This window comes from Rhodococcus sp. MT28 (assembly GCF_058792695.1).
This window is the reverse complement of the sequence record NZ_JBXAFD010000007.1, coordinates 169,545-187,096: the sequence shown is the minus strand read 5'-3', so window position 1 is coordinate 187,096 and position 17,552 is coordinate 169,545. Positions and strand designations below refer to the sequence as shown.

Here is a 17,552-nt window from a genome sequence, read left to right as displayed (position 1 = left end):
CGGTTCGCGAAGGTCCTACCCTTGAGGTATGGCTACACCCGACCTCGCGCCGACAGATTCCCCACCGGAGTCCACACAGCACAGCGGTGCACCCGCTTCTTCGACCGCGATATTCGTGGTCAGTGGACTCATCGCAGGGCTCACCGCAGCCATCGTGGTGGGATTCTCCGCGTCGCAGGCACTGACTCTTCTGGGCATCCCGGATCCAGGTCCGATCACCACATACGGCCTCCCCGCGATGCGTGCACTGGGGGAGATCGCCGCGGTCATCGCGATCGGGTCACTGCTGCTGGCCGCGTTCTTCGTGCCGCCGCAGAAGTCGGGCGTCCTCGACGTCGACGGCTATCGGGCAGTCCGAACTGCATCGCACGCCGCGATTGTGTGGGCGATCTGTTCGTTCACGATGGTGCCTCTGACGCTCTCCGACACGTCGGGTCAGCCGTTTGCCGAAGCGATCAAACCGGCGAACCTGTGGTCGGGACTCGATCAGGTCGAGATCGCCGGCGCTTGGCGTTGGACGGCGATCATCGCGGTTGTTCTGGCGATCCTGGCCCGACTGACACTGCGCTGGTGGTGGACTCCGCTCCTGCTGCTGATCGGTCTCCTCGGACTGATGCCGCTCGCTCTCACCGGTCACTCGTCTTCCGGCGGGTCGCATGACATCGCCACCAACAGCCTGATCCTGCACCTCGTGGCTGCTTCGCTCTGGGCCGGCGGGTTGTTCGCGCTACTGGCACACGCGCGCCGTGGCGGCGATTACACCGACGTAGCAGCCCGACGCTTTTCGACGGTCGCATCCATCTGCTTCGTCGTCATGGGATTCAGCGGCGTCATCAACGCGATTGTCCGTCTGCCACTCGACGACGTATTCACCACGACGTATGGACGATTGATCGTCGCGAAAACAGTTGCACTGATCATCCTCGGGTTCTTCGGTTGGGCTCAGCGGAGTCGGGCGCTACCGGCGCTGGCGGAGAATCCGAAGAGTCGCTCTGCCCTGATTCGATTTGCCGGCGCTGAAGGCATCGTGATGGCGGCAACCATCGGTCTCGCGATCGGCCTCGGTCGTACCCCGCCGCCCCCGCCGCTGTCGATTCCCTCGATCCCCGAGGTCGAACTCGGTTACAACCTTCCGGACCCGCCGTCGTTCATGGCCTTCGTGACGGACTGGCGATTCGACCTCATGTTCGGCACCGCCGCGATCGCCGCGGCGATTCTGTACGGAATCGGTCTGCGCAAGCTGGCCAAGCGTGGGGATTCCTGGCCTGTCGGCCGAACCATCGCCTGGATGAGCGGTTGTGCGGTGCTCCTGATCGCCACGTCTTCGGGCGTCGGCAAGTACGCGCCGGCAGTATTCAGCGTTCACATGGGTGCGCACATGGCGCTGTCGATGTTGGGCCCAGTCCTGCTGGTTCTGGGTGCGCCGATCACTTTGGCTCTGCGGGCCCTGGATCCGGCAGGCAAGGACGGCGTGCCCGGCATTCGCGAGTGGATTCTGACCGCTCTGCACAGCCCGTTCTCGCGATTCATCACCCACCCGATCGTGGCGGCAGTTCTCTTCGTCGGCGGTTTCTACGCGCTGTATCTCGGCGGAATCTACGGTGCGACGGTCGACTCGCACAGTGCTCACCTGCTGATGAATCTGCACTTCATCCTCAGTGGCTATCTCTTCTATTGGGTGGCGATCGGAATCGACCCGTCACCGCGCCAATTGCAGCCGGTGACCAAGCTGGCAATGGTCTTCGGCTCACTTCCGTTCCACGCCTTCTTCGGCGTGGCGTTGATGAGCACTACCGCCGTCATGGGCGGCGCGTACTTCCGTTCGCTCGGCCTCGGCTGGAACAACGATCTGATCGGCGATCAGCAGCTGGGCGGCAGCATCGCGTGGGCGACCGGCGAGATCCCACTCATGGTGGTCATGCTCGCGCTGCTGGTTCAGTGGTCGCGCAGTGACGGAAGGACCGCGCGCCGAACGGACCGTGCGGCCGAGCGTGACCACGACGCCGACCTCGCTGCTCACAACGCCATGTTCGCCGAATTGGCCAGGCGGGACCGCGAGGGGTGGAAACCGCGTGAGGCTGCTGACGCGGAGACTGCAAGCGAGGACTCTGCGGACGAGACACCCAGCGAGAAGAAATCCGACGAATCCTCCACTAGCACTTAGCTCCGACACTGCCCGGGCCGTTTGGCTCGGGCAGTGTTGTTTCTCCACAGCTGTCCCGCCGATGCACAGGTGGAAATCGAAATCCCGAGCCAGGCGTTTGCCGTTCCACAATCGAAACTGCCGACGCAGTGATCGGCCCCGCGGCAGTTGGCGGGTTCTGGAGTTCGAAGGGGGATCGGACATGTACGAAACGCATGCAACGGTTGTCGGAACCGTCATCACCAATCCGGTGAAGCGGCAGACCACCAATGGCGAAGAGGTGCTGAGCTTTCGGATGGCGAGCAACACGCGTCGCAAAGACGCGGTGACCGGAGAGTGGACGGACGGAGCGACCCTCTATCTCACGGTGAGTTGCTGGCGGCGGTTGGTCACCGGCGTCGGCGCATCCATCATGAAGGGTGATCCGGTCATGGTGGCGGGGGAGTTGCGCACCAACGAGTACACGACCAAAGAGGGTGTGCCTCGTTCCGATCTCGAGCTACGGGCGACTGCGGTAGGCGCGGACCTTGCTCGTTGCATCTCGAAGATCGAGCGTCAGAGTAAGCCGACGTCGGCGGAGAATGTCGAGGACGCAGTCGACACCGTCGCTGCGTGAGGACTCAGACCGAAGGTTTCGGGCAGTCGCGGGGCCGCGAGTCGTGCCCCGCGTCCACTCGCTCGAGAAGTTCGGTGAGAGTTGCTCGCTCCGATTCGTCGAGGTCGTCGAACACATCCGAAGATTCGCGTCGTTGAGCTTTTGCGACGTCGGCAGCGAGGGTAGCGCCGGCGTCGGTGAGCTCGAGTAACACGGCTCGCCGATCGTTCGGATCGGGAGTGCGGCGCACCCATCCGGCCTCTTCGAGGGAATCCACGACGTCGGTCGCCGACCGCGGAACGATGCGCAATCGCTCGGCAAGAAACCCGAGTCGAACCGGCTCGCCCACTCGGGTCAGTACTCGCAGCGCTCGGCTTTGCGACGGCGAGAGACCGAATGGTTCCAGCGCTGCCACCTGACGTCGGCGGATGAGCCGTGCCACGGACATCACGACGTCGGTGAGTTCGCGCTCTCGGGAATGCATGGCGTCAGTCTAGCGTTGTTGGTGTCAGCCTCATAGTGAGGTAACCTCATCAATATGAAACTAGGGTGAGAAAGCCTCCAGGAGGTAGAACGTGAAACCAGATCACATGCGAAACATCGAACGATCCGCTGTCGAGATCACTCCGGCGGAATCCGTACCGGCAAAACGCGTACTCGGACTGTTCGCGCCGTATCGAACTCAGATCGCCATCGTCACCGCGGTCATCACACTCAGCGCGATCGTGGCGCTGGGCAGCCCGCTGCTCCTACGCGAAATGCTCGACAAGGCGATCCCGGACAAGAACCTCGGACTCGTGAGCGTTCTGGCCATCGGCATGATCGCCATTGCCGTGATCACGAGCTGTCTCGGCGTGGCACAGACCTGGATGTCCAACAGCATCGGCCAGAAACTGATGCACCAACTGCGCGTGCGGGTCTACTCGCATCTGCAGAATCAGTCGCTCGGATTCTTCGCTCGAACCCGAACCGGAGAAGTTCAGTCGCGTATTGCCAACGACATCGGCGGTATGCAGTCGGTGGTCACCAACACGGCAACATCCATCGCGCAGAATGCAACGACCGTGGCAGCCACCATTGTTGCTCTGTTCCTTCTGGATTGGCGGCTTGCCATCTTCTCGCTGGCGATCTTGCCGGTGTTCATCCGTATCGCACGCAAGATCGGTGACGAGCGCCGCAAGATCTCTGGTAAGCGGCAGAAGCTACTCAGTGATCTGTCGGTCCAGGTGGAGGAATCTCTCTCCGTCAGTGGCATTCTCCTCGGCAAGACGACCGGCGCGAAGTCGGCTCTGACGGATCGATTCACCGAGCGTTCAGCGGAAGTCGCAGACGTCGAACTCCGAGCCATGATGGCCGGCAAGTGGCGCATGGCGACCATGTCGATCACCTTCGCAGCCATGCCTGCACTGGTCTACTGGTTTGCCGGTTTCACTCTCGATCACGGCAACACCATCACCGTCGGCACCCTCGTCGCATTCACCACGCTGCAAACACAATTGTTCCGCCCCACCATGATGCTGCTCAACACGGGCGTCGAGGTGCAGAGCTCGATGGCACTGTTCAGTCGCGTGTTCGAGTACCTGGATCTGCCGATCGACATCGCGGATCCGGAAGAGTCGAAGAGCTTCGACCGCACCAAGATGTCCGGCGAACTTCGGTTCGACCACGTCGACTTCTCGTATCCAGGAACCGACAGCAAGACCCTCGACAACATCGACCTCACGGTCCCGGCCGGCGGAACCTTGGCGCTTGTCGGCTCCACGGGTTCGGGCAAGACCACTCTCGGATACTTGGCCGCACGTCTGTACGACCCGACTGCGGGATCGGTGAGAATCGACGACGTCGATCTGCGGGACCTCGATCTGGCGACGGTCTCCGACCTGGTAGGTGTGGTGTCGCAGGAGACGTATCTCTTCCACACGACGATTCGTGAGAACCTTCGGTTCGCGAAACCCGACGCCACGGACGCCGAGATCGAGCAGGCAGCGCGCATCGCGCAGATCCACGAGTTCATTTCCGGTCTCGACGACGGGTACGACACCATGGTCGGCGAGCGCGGCTACCGATTCTCCGGCGGTGAGAAACAGCGCATAGCGATCGCGCGCACAGTCCTGCGGAATCCGCCGATCCTCGTCCTCGACGAGGCGACGAGCGCCTTGGACAATCGCACTGAACGTGCGTTGCAGGACGCGCTCGACGAGCTGATGGTCGGACGCACCACTCTTGTTGTGGCGCACCGACTCTCCACGGTTCGAGATGCGGATCTCATCGCGGTCCTCGACCAGGGCGTGGTTGTGGAAAAGGGCACCCACGACGAACTGGTGAAGCAAGGCGGGCGGTACGCGCAGCTGCTTGCGGCTTCGGGTAGCGACGCGGTCGAACTGCCTGCGGAATTGCAGACTGTGTGACAGTGCATCCATCGCGTTGGCGAGTCACCGAGCACCGACCAGAGGTGGCATGGATGTTCGTCCAGGCCACCTCCGCGTGGTTGTACGTCGTGCCGACGGGAACGGGAACGACTCCGATCTATCGCGGGTCCTGTCGGCGGTCAGCTGCGTGGCGCGCCGCGATGTATCCGAAAACCATCGCCGGCCCGATGGTCGCGCCTGCCCCGGCGTAGTCGTTGCCCATGACCGCGGACGAGGTGTTGCCCGTCGCGTAGAGACCTGCAATCGGTTCACCGGAACTGTGCATGACCTGTGCATGTTTGTTGTAGACGAGCCCGCCTTTCGTTCCCAGATCGCCGGTTCGTAGTCGAATCGCGTAGTACGGACCTTCGTCGATCATGTCCATCGAGGGGACTGGCAATGTCGGGTCCCCGTAGTAGTTGTCGTACGCACTCTTTCCACGCTCGAAGTCTTCGTCTACACCGTTGTGCGCAAACCTGTTGTATCGATGCACAGTGAGAGCTAATTGTTTCTTCGGAAGTCCGAGGCGGCCGGCCAACTCGTCGAGCGTGTCGCCGGTGTAGAGGAGTTCGTTGTCGAACCAGGATTTCGGGAACTTCTGCCCCGGCATGATCGCTCCGATCTGATAGCGACTTTTGGCCTTCGCGTCGAAGATGAACCACGCTGGGTCGTGACCCCCGGCAATCTGGTTGTGGACGAATGTCACGTAGGGAGCGGATTCATTGGTGAACCGAACTCCGTTCTGGTTCACGATGATCGATCGGGGAACCGACCGTTCGGAGACCAATCCGTGCATGATCCCGTCAGGTCTCTTGAACGAGGGCATCCACCACGCGTCATCCATCAGGTCAACTGCGGCACCGATTTGTTGTCCCGCGCGGATGCCGTCTCCAGTGTTGTCGACCGAACCGAGGCTGTAGTTGGCGCTGGCGTTTTCCGGGAGATACTGCCGACGCATCTCGTCGCTCTGTTCGAAACCGCCGCAGGCGAGCAGTACGCCTTTGGAAGCTCGGATTCTGACAGTGCGGCCGTTGCGCTCGGCCACCACACCCACCACGCAATCATCGTCGTCGGTGATCAGCGATTCCATCGCAGTGTTCAGCCAAAGCGGAACGCCGGCTTGTTTGATCGCCAGGCGCAGACGGCCGACCAGGGCCTGCCCGAGTGTCTCCATGTGCCTTCTGGTCAGAACACTCTTCGCTGCACGCCACCCGGTTGCCAGCGCGGCACGTCGCCCTGCCCAGGTACGCATGACCATGTTCAGTTTCACGAACTCTTTGGATGTGATGTACAGACCGGCGGGAGTCGGAAGTGCGCCGGGGCGCAGACCGGACTCGTCGGTGCCGAGCATTTTCAGGTCGAAAGGAAGCGGTTCGATGGTACGTCCACGTGGGCGACCGCCCGGCTTCTCCGGGTGATAGTCCGAATAGCCCGTACACCATTGGAATCGCATGAGCGGGCTGGTCTTCTCGAGGAACTCGAACACGCGTGGACCTTCGTCGACGAACGCGTCGATGTTGTCCTCGGGAACTCCATCACCAACGACAGCTCGCATGTACGCCCGGACGTCGTCACGGCTGTCCGAGAGCCCTTCACGGATGAGAGTTGGATTGTTGGGCACCCAGATGTTGCCGCCCGACAGCGCGGTGGTGCCGCCATAAACGTCTGCTTTTTCGATGACGAGGGTGTTCAGACCATTGGCGGCGGCTGCCAACGCCGCGGTCAACCCACCGGCACCGCTGCCGACAACGAGGAAGTCCACTTCGTGATCGAAGGACACTTCCCTTGATTTTGACGCGCGAGGCATTTGCCTCTCCTATTCAATTGGTTGAGGTTTTCTCTTCACGGGCCGCAGCCCGAAGGGGTTGACCGAGGTCAACCATGCGCTCGAGTGGACGAAGGCTGATGATTCAGCAATACAACGGCTTTCGCGGGCCTCGAACACCGATCGCCGTCAGCGGTGCTTGCGCAACTCGTGGCGTGCGACGCTCCTGATATGCACTTCGTCTGGTCCGTCGGCGATACCGAGGATCCGGGCACTCGCCCACATTCTCGCGATCGGGAAGTCGTCGGTGACACCGCCACCCCCGTGGCACTGGATCGATCGATTCAGGACGTTGCGCGCCACACGAGGACCGATGACTTTGACTGCCGCGATCTCGATCTGAGCGCCCTTGGCTCCGACCTGGTCGATGAGCCATGCTGTCTTCAGCACCAGAAGGCGGGCCTGCTCGATTTCCATTCGCGATTCGGCGATCCAGGTCCGGACAACTCCCTGATCCGAGATCGGCCCGCCAAAAGCGTTACGAGACTGGGCACGTCGAACCATCAAGTCCAATCCGCGCTCCGCCATGCCGATACAGCGCATGGCGTGGTGAATTCTGCCCGGACCCAGGCGCGCCTGTGCGATGGCGAACCCGTCTCCTTCGGACGCAAGCATATTTGTTGCCGGTACTCGAACGTTATCGAACCGAATTTCACAGTGGCCGTGTTGGTCGTGGTATCCGAATATCGGTAAACTGCGTACGATTTCGACTCCAGCGGTGGCGACGGGCACCAAGATCATCGATTGCTGCTTGTGGGGCTCTGCCTCGGCATTCGTCTTCCCCATGACTACCAGAATTTCGCACCGTGGGTCTGCTGCACCGGTCGTCCACCATTTTCGACCGTTCACGATGTATTCGTCGCCGTCCCGAACAATCGACGTCATGATGTTTCGGGCATCGGAGGACGCAACATCGGGTTCAGTCATGGAGAAGCCCGAACGCATTGTGCCGTCGAGCAGTGGTTGAAGCCATCGCTCCTTCTGCTCGCGGGTTCCCACCAGGTGCAGGATCTCCATGTTTCCGGTATCGGGCGCCGCGCAGTTGAGGGCTTCGGGGGCAATGTAGGGCGAGCGTCCCGTCACCTCGGCGATGTGGGCGTAGTCGAGGTGAGACAGTCCTGAGAGCGCCGGCATGAACAGATTCCACATGCCCTGGCGTCTCGCTTCCAACTTCAGCGACTCGACTACGGGTGGCAAGACGTGACTGCGAGGTCCTGCGGCCTCGAGTTGTTCGGAGTAAACCGACTCAGCTGGGTAGACGTGTTCGTCCATGAATGCTTCTAGACGCGCGATGATTTCGCGCGCAGCGGGGCTCGGAGCTAAGTCCATTGACGGCACCTTTTGTCGTGAATTGTCATTCGGGGTTGGTTGAGAGGATGACTTTGCCCAGCGCTCGTCGACTCATGACTTCCTCGAGTGCGGTAGGAGCATTGATCAGCTGGTGGATGCTGTTCACATGAGGAGACAGAGCGCCACCGTCGTACATGTCGAAGAGCGCTCGCATGTTGTCCGCGTTGCACTCCGGATTACGCTTCGCCCATGCGCCCCAGAGAACTCCATGTAGCGCCCCGCCAACGACGAGGAGGCGATTCATGCCGATCTTCGGAATCTGCCCCGAAGCGTAGCCAACCGTCAAATATCTTCCTGCGGTGGATAATGCGCGCACCGCTGTAGCGGCGTGATCTCCACCGACCGGGTCGTACACAACGTCTACACCGGACGGTGCGACCTGTGCGACTCGTTCGCGAAGGTTGCCCGTTGTGTAGTTGATCAACTCGTCTGCTCCATGTTGCTTACAGACCTCGAGTTTCGCTTCGGAGGACGCCGCCGCCACCACGCGTGCACCCAATGCTTTGCCGATCTCGATTGCGGTGAGCCCGACGCCCCCGGAGGCACCCAGGACGAGCAATGTCTCTCCTGGTTGGATCGCAGCTCGGTCGACGAGTGCGTGGTACGACGTTCCGTAGGTAACCACGAATCCGGCAGCGTCGGAGAAACTCATGGAATCAGGGATGACAAAGACCTTGTCACTGGTGACCGCCACGAGCTCCGCGTATCCGCCCATGCCGCAGAAGGCCATGACTCGCATCCCCGGGGTGACCCCTTGGACGTCCGAGCCGACACTGTGCACTACACCCGCGACTTCCGACCCGGGAATGAAGGGGAGTGGGGGTTTAGTTTGATACGTTCCGGCGACGATCAACCCGTCGGGAAAATTGACACCCGCCGCCTTGACCGAGACGAGAACTTGGTTCGGTGTCGGCGTGGGATCGTCAATTTCTGTGAACTGCAGTTGATTCGGCAACCCCAGCTGGGTACATACGTGCGCCTTCACGGCCGCTCCGAAGGTACTAGGGGCGTCCGCACGAAGGTTGCCCACGCCTTGACCGCCAATCCGCCGGTCTGCCGCGTGCAGGCGAGTTCGACGTCGATCTTGTCACCTTCGTCGTCCGCATAGGTTCGTTCGACAAGCGCTGAGCATGTCAGAGTGTCTTCGGGCCAAACCTGTTCGAGGAACCGAACTCGTATCGCTCGGATGTTCTCTGCACCCAGCCAATCGGTGGCGAAGGTGGCCAGGAGCCCAGCTTGGAACATCCCGACCGAAAACGGACTCGGGTACCCCGCCGCCTCGGCGAAAACCTGGTCGTGATGAATCGGATTCATGTCTCCCGACGCACCTTGGTACCTGACGAAATCGGTGCGGGATACCGGACCGACAACCCACGGGGTCGGGACTGACACTGTGTTGATCAAGATTCCTCCACAGTCGGTCGAGCAGTTTCCACTCCGGTCATAGTTGCCCGAGCAATGAGATTTCCCTGTTCGTCTTCGAAATCCGTTGTCATCACGGCAAAAGTCATCTCGCCGCCCTTCCGTCCCTGCTTCGTGTAGATGTCGACGATCCGCGAAGTGCAGTTCAGACGAGTACCTGCGCGGGGAGGTGGACCGAAGAACTCGTACTTCTGTTCGGCATGGAGTCCGCGTTTGCCGTCGAGTTCTACCTTCCGCCACGGATCCGAGCCCTCTGTCTGCCAGAGGAGGGTCGTGGTGAGAAACGTCGGGGGCACTACCGGGAACTCGTCTTCGACATAGTTCCGATTGCTCGAATACGTGGCAACGGCGAACTCACGAATCTTGCCGCGCTCGATGTCCATACGGAACGGGGTGCCCGTGATACCTAGTGACTCTTTGTCGACCACAGCTTCTCCTTCAGACCCCATGGGTGGCTATGCATGTTGGCTACTTACCGAAACGACTTCGCCCGTCATGTACGACGAGTAGTCGCTTGCAAGAAAGACCATGACGTTGGCGACCTCCCACGGCTGTGCCGCACGACCGAAAGCCTCACTCTTGCTGAGCTGTTCGAGCAGTTCGTCGCTGGTCACCTTGGCAAGGTGAGGATGCATCGCGATGCTCGGTGCAACCGCGTTGACCCGGATTCCGTGCGGTGCCACGTCGAGTGCAGAGCATCGTGTGAGCGCCATGACGCCGGCTTTCGCTGCGGCGTAGTGCGACTGCCCTTCCTGCGCACGCCAGCCGATGACCGACGCGTTGTTGACGATCACCCCCGACCCTCGTGGAATCATGACTCTCAACACTGATCGTGTGGTGCGGAAAGTGCTCGTCAGGGTCACATCGAGTACCGAACACCACTGCTCGTCGGTCATACTTTGAATGCTCGCCGTCCCGCCGAGGCCTGCGTTGTTGATGAGGACGTCGATGGATCCATACTCGGCAACCACCCGATCGACCATTGCGTCGATCTGCTGATTGTCCGTGACATCGCAAGGAACAGTGAGTGGGCGGGTGCCGAACTCGGACTCGATGCGGTCGGCGGCCGCGATCAATCTGCGCTCATGCCGGTCACTGATCGCCAGTCGGGCACCTTCGGCAGCAAAGCGTTGTGCCGCTGCGAATCCGATTCCAGTTCCCGCTGCTGCTGTCACCAGAACGGATTTGCCTTCAGCAAGGCCGTGTCCCGGACCAGGGATCGGCGCAGTCGTCTCAGACAATTTCACTCATCGCCTCTGTCAACTGTTCCACCGTCCATCGCGAGTCTCTGGCGATGGTCTTTCCGTACTGCCACCCGAGAAACTGGCGGACTTCGCCGCCTTTGGCGTAAAACACCTGACCAGTGGCGGGGCACTTCTCGGTGAGCAGATAGGCCACAACTGGCGAGACGTTGCCTGGATGATAGGTGTCGAATGCACTCGGATCGTCAGGTGCTGCAACAAGTTCCTTGATACCGGGAACGTTCTCGGTCATCCGTGTCCTGGCCACAGGCGTAATTGCGTTGACTCGCACACCGTATCGGGCGACCTCCTGTGCGAGGATCGTTGTCAACGCTGCGATCCCGGCCTTCGCGGCGCCGTAGTTGCTCTGACCGACGGCACCGAGCAGCCCGGAGGTGCTCGATACGTTCACGATCGACGCCGCGACGGTTTCGCCCGACTTCGAACGCTCGCGCCAGTAGTTGCCGAATACAGTGCAGGGCGCGAATGTAGCGCGTAGTTGTCCCGAGATCACGTCGTCCCAATCGGCCTCGGGCATGTTCAGAAACATTCGATCACGCAGGATGCCGGCATTGTTGACCAGGCCGTCGACCGAGCCGAATGCCTCGAGGGCCAGGTCCAGGAGTTCGCTCGCGCCGTCGATCGTCGTGACGTCCGCGACACTGGCAACTGCGATTCCTCCGGCCGCGACGATTTCGTCGACGACCGATGCCGCAATACTGATGTCGTTTCCGTGCCCGTCCGGTCCGGCGCCGGTGTCGTCGACAACCACTTTTGCGCCTTCGGCCGCAAGTAGCAGGGCGTGCTCCCGGCCCAAACCACGACCGGCGCCGGTTACTATGATTACTCGATCTTTCAGCTGATTCATTTCAGTTCGTTGTTCCTTTCACGTTTTCAGTTGACAAGACTCGACTGTCCAATTCGGGTGCGGGTGTGAGTCGAGCAAGGACGGCCTCCGCGTCCTGCATGATGCGTTCGACGAGTTCTGCGCTACTGGGGATGTCGTCGATCAGTCCGACGACCTGCCCGGTCGCCATGACTCCGATATCCGTGCGGCCGTCGAGGAGTGCGGATCGGTACAGCATCGGTGCGTTGGCGGCCATCACAACTTGCCGCCAGCCGAGTTCGTGGCTCTTCCGCATTTCCAGGCCTTCACGTATCAACTTCGACCAGGGTGTTCCCGAGAGACGTTGGAAAGCAACAGCATTGCGGGCAGCACGTAACATGCGCGTCGGTCCGTGGCTTGATTCGAGTTGATCGATCGTTCCTGCGCGCAGCACACGCTGAGGAACCCCGTCGATCTCGAGTGTGACCACGGTGTCGTTGACCGACTTCGAGAGATAGACATCTTTGACTGCCTGAGACACCGGTGAATCGCTGGTGAGCATGAAGCGAGTCCCCATCGCGATTCCGTCTGCACCGTAGGCGAGTGCTGAGACGAGACCTCGGCCGTCGAAATATCCGCCTGCCGCGATAACGGGGATGTCGACGGCGTCGACTACCTGTGGCAGAAGCAAACTCGTGGGGACTGCGCCTGTGTGTCCGCCGCCCTCGCCGCCTTGAACGACAACTGCGTCAACTCCCCACGCTGCAACTTTCTCGGCATGTCTGCGAGCTCCGATCGACGGCACGACAACAAGGCCTGCATCTTTGAGTCGGCCGATCAGCGCCTGGTTCGGTGCGAGCGCAAAGGAGGCGATCTTGACCCCCGATCGAATGAGAAGTTTGATTCTGCGATCGATGTCGTCCTGGTTGGCTCGCAAGTTCACGCCGAATGGTTGGTCGGTGCGGTCTTTGACGTAATCGATGGCGCTGACGAGTTCGTCGTAGGTCAGCATCGCCCCGGCGATGATTCCCAAACCGCCGGCTTTGGTTGTGGCCGCCGTAAGTCGGGCGTCCGAGACGTACCCCATGCCGGTCTGCACAATCGGATACTTCACACCGAAGAGTTCGCAGATACGGGTGTGCAGTGGCCCGGTACCTGAGTTCAGCACGGTCATGCCGGTACTTCCTTGTCACGTAGGTTCCGTGGATCGATGACGTTGCGAATCAGGTCGAGTTCCTCGCTTGTGGGGGTTCGAGTAGTGGGTACGGCTTTGGGCAGGTGGAGTTCGAACCCGGTTGCGGCTACTACTTCGTCGACGGTTACGCCGGGGTGAGTCGACACCAGACGCAACTGTCCGCTATCCGGCTCGAAGTCCAGAACTGCGAGATTTGTGACAACTCGTCGTAACTCGTGGTATCGGCTGGCCGACGGTCCGGCCTTGCGTGCATTGTCGTTTCCGACACCGGAAACCATGTCGACCTGTGAAGTGAGAACGCGTGCACTGTGTTTCGGCACCCAGTAACTTGTCGGGTGATGCACGGTATTGCTCGGCGCTCCGCGGACTCCCAAGAGTTGCACTGTCGGCCGCGAATGATCACCTATCGCGGAGATGTTGCAGTTCCCATAGGAATCGAGCTGCGTGGGAATCATCATGATGTGCCGTTTGCCATTCCAGACGAGATTGAAGATCTGGTTGAAGGGCAACCACGATTCGACCTCGCCTGCCGGAGTTCGGTCGACGGCCCACGTGCCGCGCACGGCTGACGCTTCTCCGTCGGACAACACGAGATCGGGTTCGAAAGTGTGACGCGCCAATCGCACACCGATTGCAGGTATCACGCCGAATGCGCTCGCGATCACTTCACCGTTGCCTCGGTACGCCTCGGCGCACGCGATCGCGCAGACCTCTGCCCGAGTGGCGTCACTCATGCCGGCACTCCTTCGAATTCCGCAGCGACGAGTCTCTGGTAGTCGGCCTCGGAGCCGGACAGATATCGGTCGACGAAGCGTTGCCAAGCTTCTGGATCTTTTGCTGCAGTGGCATATTCGAGTTGGAAAGCCTCGTCACGATCGTAGTCGGGTACGCAGGATGTGAAATGCGCACCACCTGGAGCGTGAACGACTCCCGATACAAGCAACCGGGGAATTCGAATCGTCGACGGATGTGCATCCGCGGTCAACTCCGCAGTGGGAACCACTTGTTCGCAAGAGACATAGACCGATTCGGCAGCTAGGCAGAACAGGTCGTCGAAGTACAGGTCCGGCCCGAGGTATTGGGCGTTGCCATGCATGTCCGCGCGGTTCATATGTACCAGCGCGGCATCGAGGGGGAGCGCCGGCATCGCAACCAATGATTCGCCCGCATAAGGATCGACGATCGTCTGCAGTTCCGGATTCACCCGGAGGACGTCGGAACCGAGTCCCGCGCGAGTCGGCAGGTAGGGCATACGGATCCCGGCCGCGTACAGGCCCCATTGGAGCATGCCCTCGTCGTATTCGCTGACCTCGATACGACCAGCCTGTCGGGCTGCTCTGAAGTGAGGGTCCAGGGGTATCGAGTCCAGCGAGACGAAACCGAACACAACCTTTCGAACCTTTTCGGCTGCGCACAACAACCCCACATCAGCTCCGCCGTACGACACAACGGTCAGATCGGTCAGTTCTGACTTGAGGATCTCTCGGATGAGTGACATCGGCTTCCGGCGCGAACCCCACCCGCCGATTCCGATTGTCATTCCCGATCTCAGTCGACTTACGACATCTGCTTCCGACATTGTCTTGTCCGACACGCGTCCGTCCTCTCCTGGTATTTCACGAGCGCTCAAAGTCTCGTATCAAACGTTTGCTACGCGGTACGGAGCGACTGTAGCAAACGTTTGATTCGCGGTATAGAGTCAAAATTGCAACCTCGTCAGAGGTGACACGTGAAGACTCGTCAGGAGGACTTGAATGGAATGGTCGGATCGTCACGACTTGATACTCGAACAGGCTGCAGAACTGTTCGCCACCAAGGGGATCGCGGGCACCAAAGTTCGCGATATCGCTGATGCGGTGGGAATTCTGTCCGGAAGCCTTTATCACTACTTCCCGTCGAAGGATGCAATCGCGAATACGATTGTCACACAATATCTTCAGGCGCTCACGAGCGCATACGGGTCGATCCTGGAATCTGCCGGTGACCCACGTACTCGCCTCGGTTCGCTGGTTCGAGCTTCGTTTCAGGTCAGTCAGGCGCACCCACACGCCTCCGAGATCTATCAGAACAACAGCACCTATCTCCGGAAACTTGACTCCTATCACGACATCCGTGAGGCCGCCCGTAGCACCAAGGACGCCTGGATCGCTGTTATCGAATCCGGAATGAGCGCAGGCGAGTTTCGATCGGACCTGCCGGCGGAGATTCTCTACGGACTGATTCGCGACGCTGTGTGGTTGTCGCTCCGATGGTTCAGCCCCACAGAGGAGTTCGGTCTTTCAGAGCTCGCCGATGCCGTCGTTTCGGTGTTTCTCGACGGCATCGATGCGCCGCTGAAATCAGCATCTGTCGGAAGTGGTCCCGCGCGTGAGGGTGTGAGGTCGTGAACCTGGCACCGCAGGGCGACAACGGTTTGTGTGAGCCCCTGGTGGCGGCGTGGTTCCGTGAGTATCTGCCCGATGCCACGCAAGGATTGCTCGAATTCGAACGGATCGCCGGTGGACGCTCGAACCTGACTTACTCGGTGAGCGACGAGGCAGGTTCTCGATGGGTGCTACGTCGACCCCCGCTCGGAATCAGGCATGCATCCGCCCATGATGTAATTCGCGAAGCTGACATTCTCGAGCGACTGCAGAACGTGCCGGTTCCGTCACCGATCGTTGTAGGCAAGTGCATTGACGAATCTGTGACTGGTGCTCCGTTCTTTGTCATGGACTTCATCGACGGCGCAGTCCTGCGTGATCCGGAGGTAGTACGCGCGAAAATCCCGTACGAAACGCGAGCCGGATTGGCCGCGGAACTGGTTCGCAATCTTGCCGCCCTGCACTCGGTCGACCCTCGTGAGATCGGATGGAATGCTCTGGCCGATCGGACGGACTACATCGATCGTCAGTTGAATCGGTGGTTGCGGAACTGGAAGGGTGATCGTGTGCGAGATAGCCTCGACCTCGAACGCACACATGCCAAGTTGTCTCGAAATATTCCCCCTCAGTGCAGTAGCAGCGTCGTGCACGGTGACTTTCGCCTTGACAACTGCATTGTCGGCGCCGACGGCGTGATCGCCGGAATACTGGATTGGGAACTGGCCACGGTGGGTGACCCCTTGGCAGACCTGGGTCAACTGTTGGTCTATTGGGCCGAACCCGATGACGATGTTTGCGCATTGGAGAATGCTCCGACTCGAATCGAAGGGTTCCCGTCGCGCGATGAGCTGTTGGACGTCTATATCTCTGCGGCCCAACAAGATGCGGACTTCAATATCGACTTCTACATTGCGTTCAACTGGTGGAAGATCGCATGCATTGTCGAGGGTGTGTACAGCCGCACGCTACGTGGCGCGATGGGCGAAATCGAGCGGTCGGCGGAATCGTTCGGCGCCCAGGCGGACAGGCTTGCGGCACAAGCGTGGCGAATGGCCCAACGGATTTGACGGAAATCTTCCGTGCGACTTTCTGGTCTAGTGGAATATGCCTCCGGGGCAACGTATTTCGCCCTTCTCTGTTCATGTTGCGGCGTTAACGTCCACCGTGATCCTTCTGTGAATGCTCCTGAGGTTTTTCTCTTCACACCCGATGTCAACATGGCACAATTTGTCACACTGAGATCGTTCGAACATCCGACGGTGACGGACGGCCTGGTGTCGCGGTGCTGTTGCAGCGGGCCGTAACCAGTAAGCCCGGTAGCGCTTTTCGGCTCCACGTGCCCCACATGCACCATAAATTGTGGGAATGACTTCAAGGAATTCGCATGCAAGCTTCCGCTCGTGCAGACGCTACGACCCCGGCGGGGTTCCTGGATCGACTGGCGTCGGTCATGGATGCTTTCGAAGTGTCCGGACAGCTCACTCTCAGTCAAGTTTCGCGAATTACCGGCTTGCCTCGTTCGTCGGTGCATCGCATGCTCGAGCAGCTCGTCGCCAAGAAGTGGCTCCGGCGGGATGGCACTGATTACTGCCTTGGAATCAGATTGATGGAGCTGGGAAGCCTTGCAATACAACAGGATCGATTGTATTCGGTCGCTTTGCCCTTCCTCCGCGAGTTGCATCGAGTGACCGGACTGGTAGTGCAGTTCGGAGTGCTGGACGCGCCGGATGTCGTTTACCTCGACAAGATCGGCGGAATGCTGTCCGGTGTAGTTCCTACTCGTGTCGGCGAACGTTCTTCGGCCGACAGGTCGGCTCTTGGACGTGCGCTCCTTGCGTTCGGAGGCTCCCCTGTGGGCGCTGAAGCGCCGATGACTCTAAGGCAGGAACTCAGTCGAATACGTGATACCGGCGTAGCGTACGGCGCGGGGCTGTTGAGTCCCGGCCTCAATTGCGTTGCTGCACCGGTTGGGCCGCAAGGAAACGCGATTGCTGCCGTTGCTGTTTCCGGTCCGTCCGCGATGCTCAAACTCGACTACCGAAGTGCGGTACCTGTCCGCCTTGTAGCGTCATCGATTTGGGGGGCGGTTGGCCAAACTGCGACACATTTCGATGTTCAACGCACCATGCGTGAACTGCGAGCGTTGCCGTCGGCGGGGCCCAGGCGTATGCGTTCGTGAACGTC

17 protein-coding genes are annotated in these 17,552 nt (G+C 60.3%); 6 read left to right on the top strand and 11 right to left on the bottom strand.

Annotation, left to right across the window (positions count from 1 at the left end):
* Positions 1-28: 28 nt before the first annotated feature.
* The gene (locus tag AC1Q6C_RS25775) at positions 29-2,164 is read left to right on the top strand and encodes a bifunctional copper resistance protein CopD/cytochrome c oxidase assembly protein (RefSeq protein ID WP_492666882.1); all 2,136 of its coding nucleotides are present in this window, start codon (positions 29-31) and stop codon (positions 2,162-2,164) included.
* Between the two features lie 181 nt (positions 2,165-2,345).
* The gene (ssb, locus tag AC1Q6C_RS25770) at positions 2,346-2,759 is read left to right on the top strand and encodes a single-stranded DNA-binding protein (protein ID WP_007733347.1); all 414 of its coding nucleotides are present in this window, start codon (positions 2,346-2,348) and stop codon (positions 2,757-2,759) included.
* A 4-nt stretch (positions 2,760-2,763) separates the two neighbouring features.
* On the opposite strand, the gene AC1Q6C_RS25765 is transcribed toward ssb, so the two are convergent.
* The gene (locus tag AC1Q6C_RS25765) at positions 2,764-3,222 is read right to left on the bottom strand and encodes a MarR family winged helix-turn-helix transcriptional regulator (protein WP_003945320.1); all 459 of its coding nucleotides are present in this window, start codon (positions 3,220-3,222) and stop codon (positions 2,764-2,766) included.
* 106 nt (positions 3,223-3,328) lie between these two features.
* Here AC1Q6C_RS25765 and AC1Q6C_RS25760 point away from each other — a divergent pair, with 106 nt between their 5' ends.
* Positions 3,329-5,146, top strand: a complete 1,818-nt coding sequence (locus AC1Q6C_RS25760) for an ABC transporter ATP-binding protein (RefSeq protein ID WP_007733348.1) — start codon at positions 3,329-3,331, stop codon at positions 5,144-5,146.
* A gap of 118 nt (positions 5,147-5,264) precedes the next feature.
* Here the strand turns inward: AC1Q6C_RS25760 and AC1Q6C_RS25755 are convergent, their stop codons facing one another.
* The 10 genes from AC1Q6C_RS25755 to AC1Q6C_RS25710 all read right to left on the bottom strand — a co-directional run bounded on the left by AC1Q6C_RS25755 (position 5,265) and on the right by AC1Q6C_RS25710 (position 14,599).
* Complete coding sequence (locus tag AC1Q6C_RS25755) at positions 5,265-6,953, bottom strand: FAD-dependent oxidoreductase (protein ID WP_042446106.1); 1,689 nt, start codon at positions 6,951-6,953, stop codon at positions 5,265-5,267.
* Positions 6,954-7,100: 147 nt separating this feature from the next.
* A complete protein-coding gene (locus AC1Q6C_RS25750) occupies positions 7,101-8,300 on the bottom strand; it encodes an acyl-CoA dehydrogenase family protein (protein WP_030537580.1) in 1,200 nt (399 codons plus the stop codon).
* 25 nt (positions 8,301-8,325) lie between these two features.
* Positions 8,326-9,306, bottom strand: a complete 981-nt coding sequence (locus AC1Q6C_RS25745) for an NADPH:quinone oxidoreductase family protein (protein ID WP_042446103.1) — start codon at positions 9,304-9,306, stop codon at positions 8,326-8,328.
* Positions 9,303-9,725, bottom strand: a complete 423-nt coding sequence (locus tag AC1Q6C_RS25740) for a MaoC/PaaZ C-terminal domain-containing protein (protein WP_030537578.1) — start codon at positions 9,723-9,725, stop codon at positions 9,303-9,305. The genes AC1Q6C_RS25745 and AC1Q6C_RS25740 overlap by 4 nt, the downstream gene beginning before the upstream one ends.
* A complete protein-coding gene (locus AC1Q6C_RS25735) occupies positions 9,722-10,171 on the bottom strand; it encodes an FAS1-like dehydratase domain-containing protein (RefSeq protein WP_003945322.1) in 450 nt (149 codons plus the stop codon). The genes AC1Q6C_RS25740 and AC1Q6C_RS25735 overlap by 4 nt, the downstream gene beginning before the upstream one ends.
* Positions 10,172-10,198: 27 nt before the next feature.
* Complete coding sequence (locus AC1Q6C_RS25730; RefSeq protein WP_202426741.1) at positions 10,199-10,984, bottom strand: SDR family oxidoreductase; 786 nt, start codon at positions 10,982-10,984, stop codon at positions 10,199-10,201.
* On the bottom strand, positions 10,977-11,852 hold the full coding sequence (locus tag AC1Q6C_RS25725; protein WP_042446097.1) for an SDR family NAD(P)-dependent oxidoreductase: 876 nt from the start codon (positions 11,850-11,852) through the stop codon (positions 10,977-10,979). The genes AC1Q6C_RS25730 and AC1Q6C_RS25725 overlap by 8 nt, the downstream gene beginning before the upstream one ends.
* A 1-nt stretch (position 11,853) precedes the next feature.
* Positions 11,854-12,984 carry an NAD(P)H-dependent flavin oxidoreductase gene (locus tag AC1Q6C_RS25720; protein ID WP_042446094.1) on the bottom strand — a complete coding sequence of 377 codons (1,131 nt, stop codon included), beginning with the start codon at positions 12,982-12,984 and terminating at the stop codon, positions 11,854-11,856.
* Positions 12,981-13,739, bottom strand: coding sequence for a CoA-transferase subunit beta (locus AC1Q6C_RS25715; protein ID WP_042446091.1), 759 nt, complete (start codon positions 13,737-13,739; stop codon positions 12,981-12,983). Before AC1Q6C_RS25715 ends, AC1Q6C_RS25720 begins: the two co-directional genes overlap by 4 nt.
* Positions 13,736-14,599, bottom strand: a complete 864-nt coding sequence (locus tag AC1Q6C_RS25710) for a CoA transferase subunit A (RefSeq protein ID WP_007733364.1) — start codon at positions 14,597-14,599, stop codon at positions 13,736-13,738. The genes AC1Q6C_RS25715 and AC1Q6C_RS25710 overlap by 4 nt, the downstream gene beginning before the upstream one ends.
* Before the next feature lie 160 nt (positions 14,600-14,759).
* Between AC1Q6C_RS25710 and AC1Q6C_RS25705 the strand changes: the two genes are divergently transcribed.
* The 3 genes from AC1Q6C_RS25705 to AC1Q6C_RS25695 all read left to right on the top strand — a co-directional run bounded on the left by AC1Q6C_RS25705 (position 14,760) and on the right by AC1Q6C_RS25695 (position 17,547).
* On the top strand, positions 14,760-15,392 hold the full coding sequence (locus AC1Q6C_RS25705) for a TetR/AcrR family transcriptional regulator (RefSeq protein ID WP_007733365.1): 633 nt from the start codon (positions 14,760-14,762) through the stop codon (positions 15,390-15,392).
* Positions 15,389-16,435, top strand: a complete 1,047-nt coding sequence (locus AC1Q6C_RS25700) for a phosphotransferase family protein (RefSeq protein WP_042446088.1) — start codon at positions 15,389-15,391, stop codon at positions 16,433-16,435. Before AC1Q6C_RS25705 ends, AC1Q6C_RS25700 begins: the two co-directional genes overlap by 4 nt.
* Positions 16,436-16,752: 317 nt before the next feature.
* Positions 16,753-17,547, top strand: a complete 795-nt coding sequence (locus AC1Q6C_RS25695; RefSeq protein ID WP_007733367.1) for an IclR family transcriptional regulator — start codon at positions 16,753-16,755, stop codon at positions 17,545-17,547.
* Positions 17,548-17,552: the final 5 nt, after the last annotated feature.

Bases quoted from the DNA above. Each gene is read 5' to 3' on its own strand.
- AC1Q6C_RS25775 (WP_492666882.1), top strand. From the start codon at position 29: ATGGCTACACCCGACCTCGCGCCGACAGATTCCCCACCGGAGTCCACA.
- ssb (WP_007733347.1), top strand. From the start codon at position 2,346: ATGTACGAAACGCATGCAACGGTTGTCGGAACCGTCATCACCAATCCG.
- AC1Q6C_RS25765 (WP_003945320.1), bottom strand. From the start codon at position 3,222: ATGCATTCCCGAGAGCGCGAACTCACCGACGTCGTGATGTCCGTGGCA.
- AC1Q6C_RS25760 (WP_007733348.1), top strand. From the start codon at position 3,329: ATGCGAAACATCGAACGATCCGCTGTCGAGATCACTCCGGCGGAATCC.
- AC1Q6C_RS25755 (WP_042446106.1), bottom strand. From the start codon at position 6,953: ATGCCTCGCGCGTCAAAATCAAGGGAAGTGTCCTTCGATCACGAAGTG.
- AC1Q6C_RS25750 (WP_030537580.1), bottom strand. From the start codon at position 8,300: ATGGACTTAGCTCCGAGCCCCGCTGCGCGCGAAATCATCGCGCGTCTA.
- AC1Q6C_RS25725 (WP_042446097.1), bottom strand. From the start codon at position 11,852: ATGAATCAGCTGAAAGATCGAGTAATCATAGTAACCGGCGCCGGTCGT.
- AC1Q6C_RS25720 (WP_042446094.1), bottom strand. From the start codon at position 12,984: ATGACCGTGCTGAACTCAGGTACCGGGCCACTGCACACCCGTATCTGC.
- AC1Q6C_RS25715 (WP_042446091.1), bottom strand. From the start codon at position 13,739: ATGAGTGACGCCACTCGGGCAGAGGTCTGCGCGATCGCGTGCGCCGAG.
- AC1Q6C_RS25705 (WP_007733365.1), top strand. From the start codon at position 14,760: ATGGAATGGTCGGATCGTCACGACTTGATACTCGAACAGGCTGCAGAA.
- AC1Q6C_RS25695 (WP_007733367.1), top strand. From the start codon at position 16,753: ATGCAAGCTTCCGCTCGTGCAGACGCTACGACCCCGGCGGGGTTCCTG.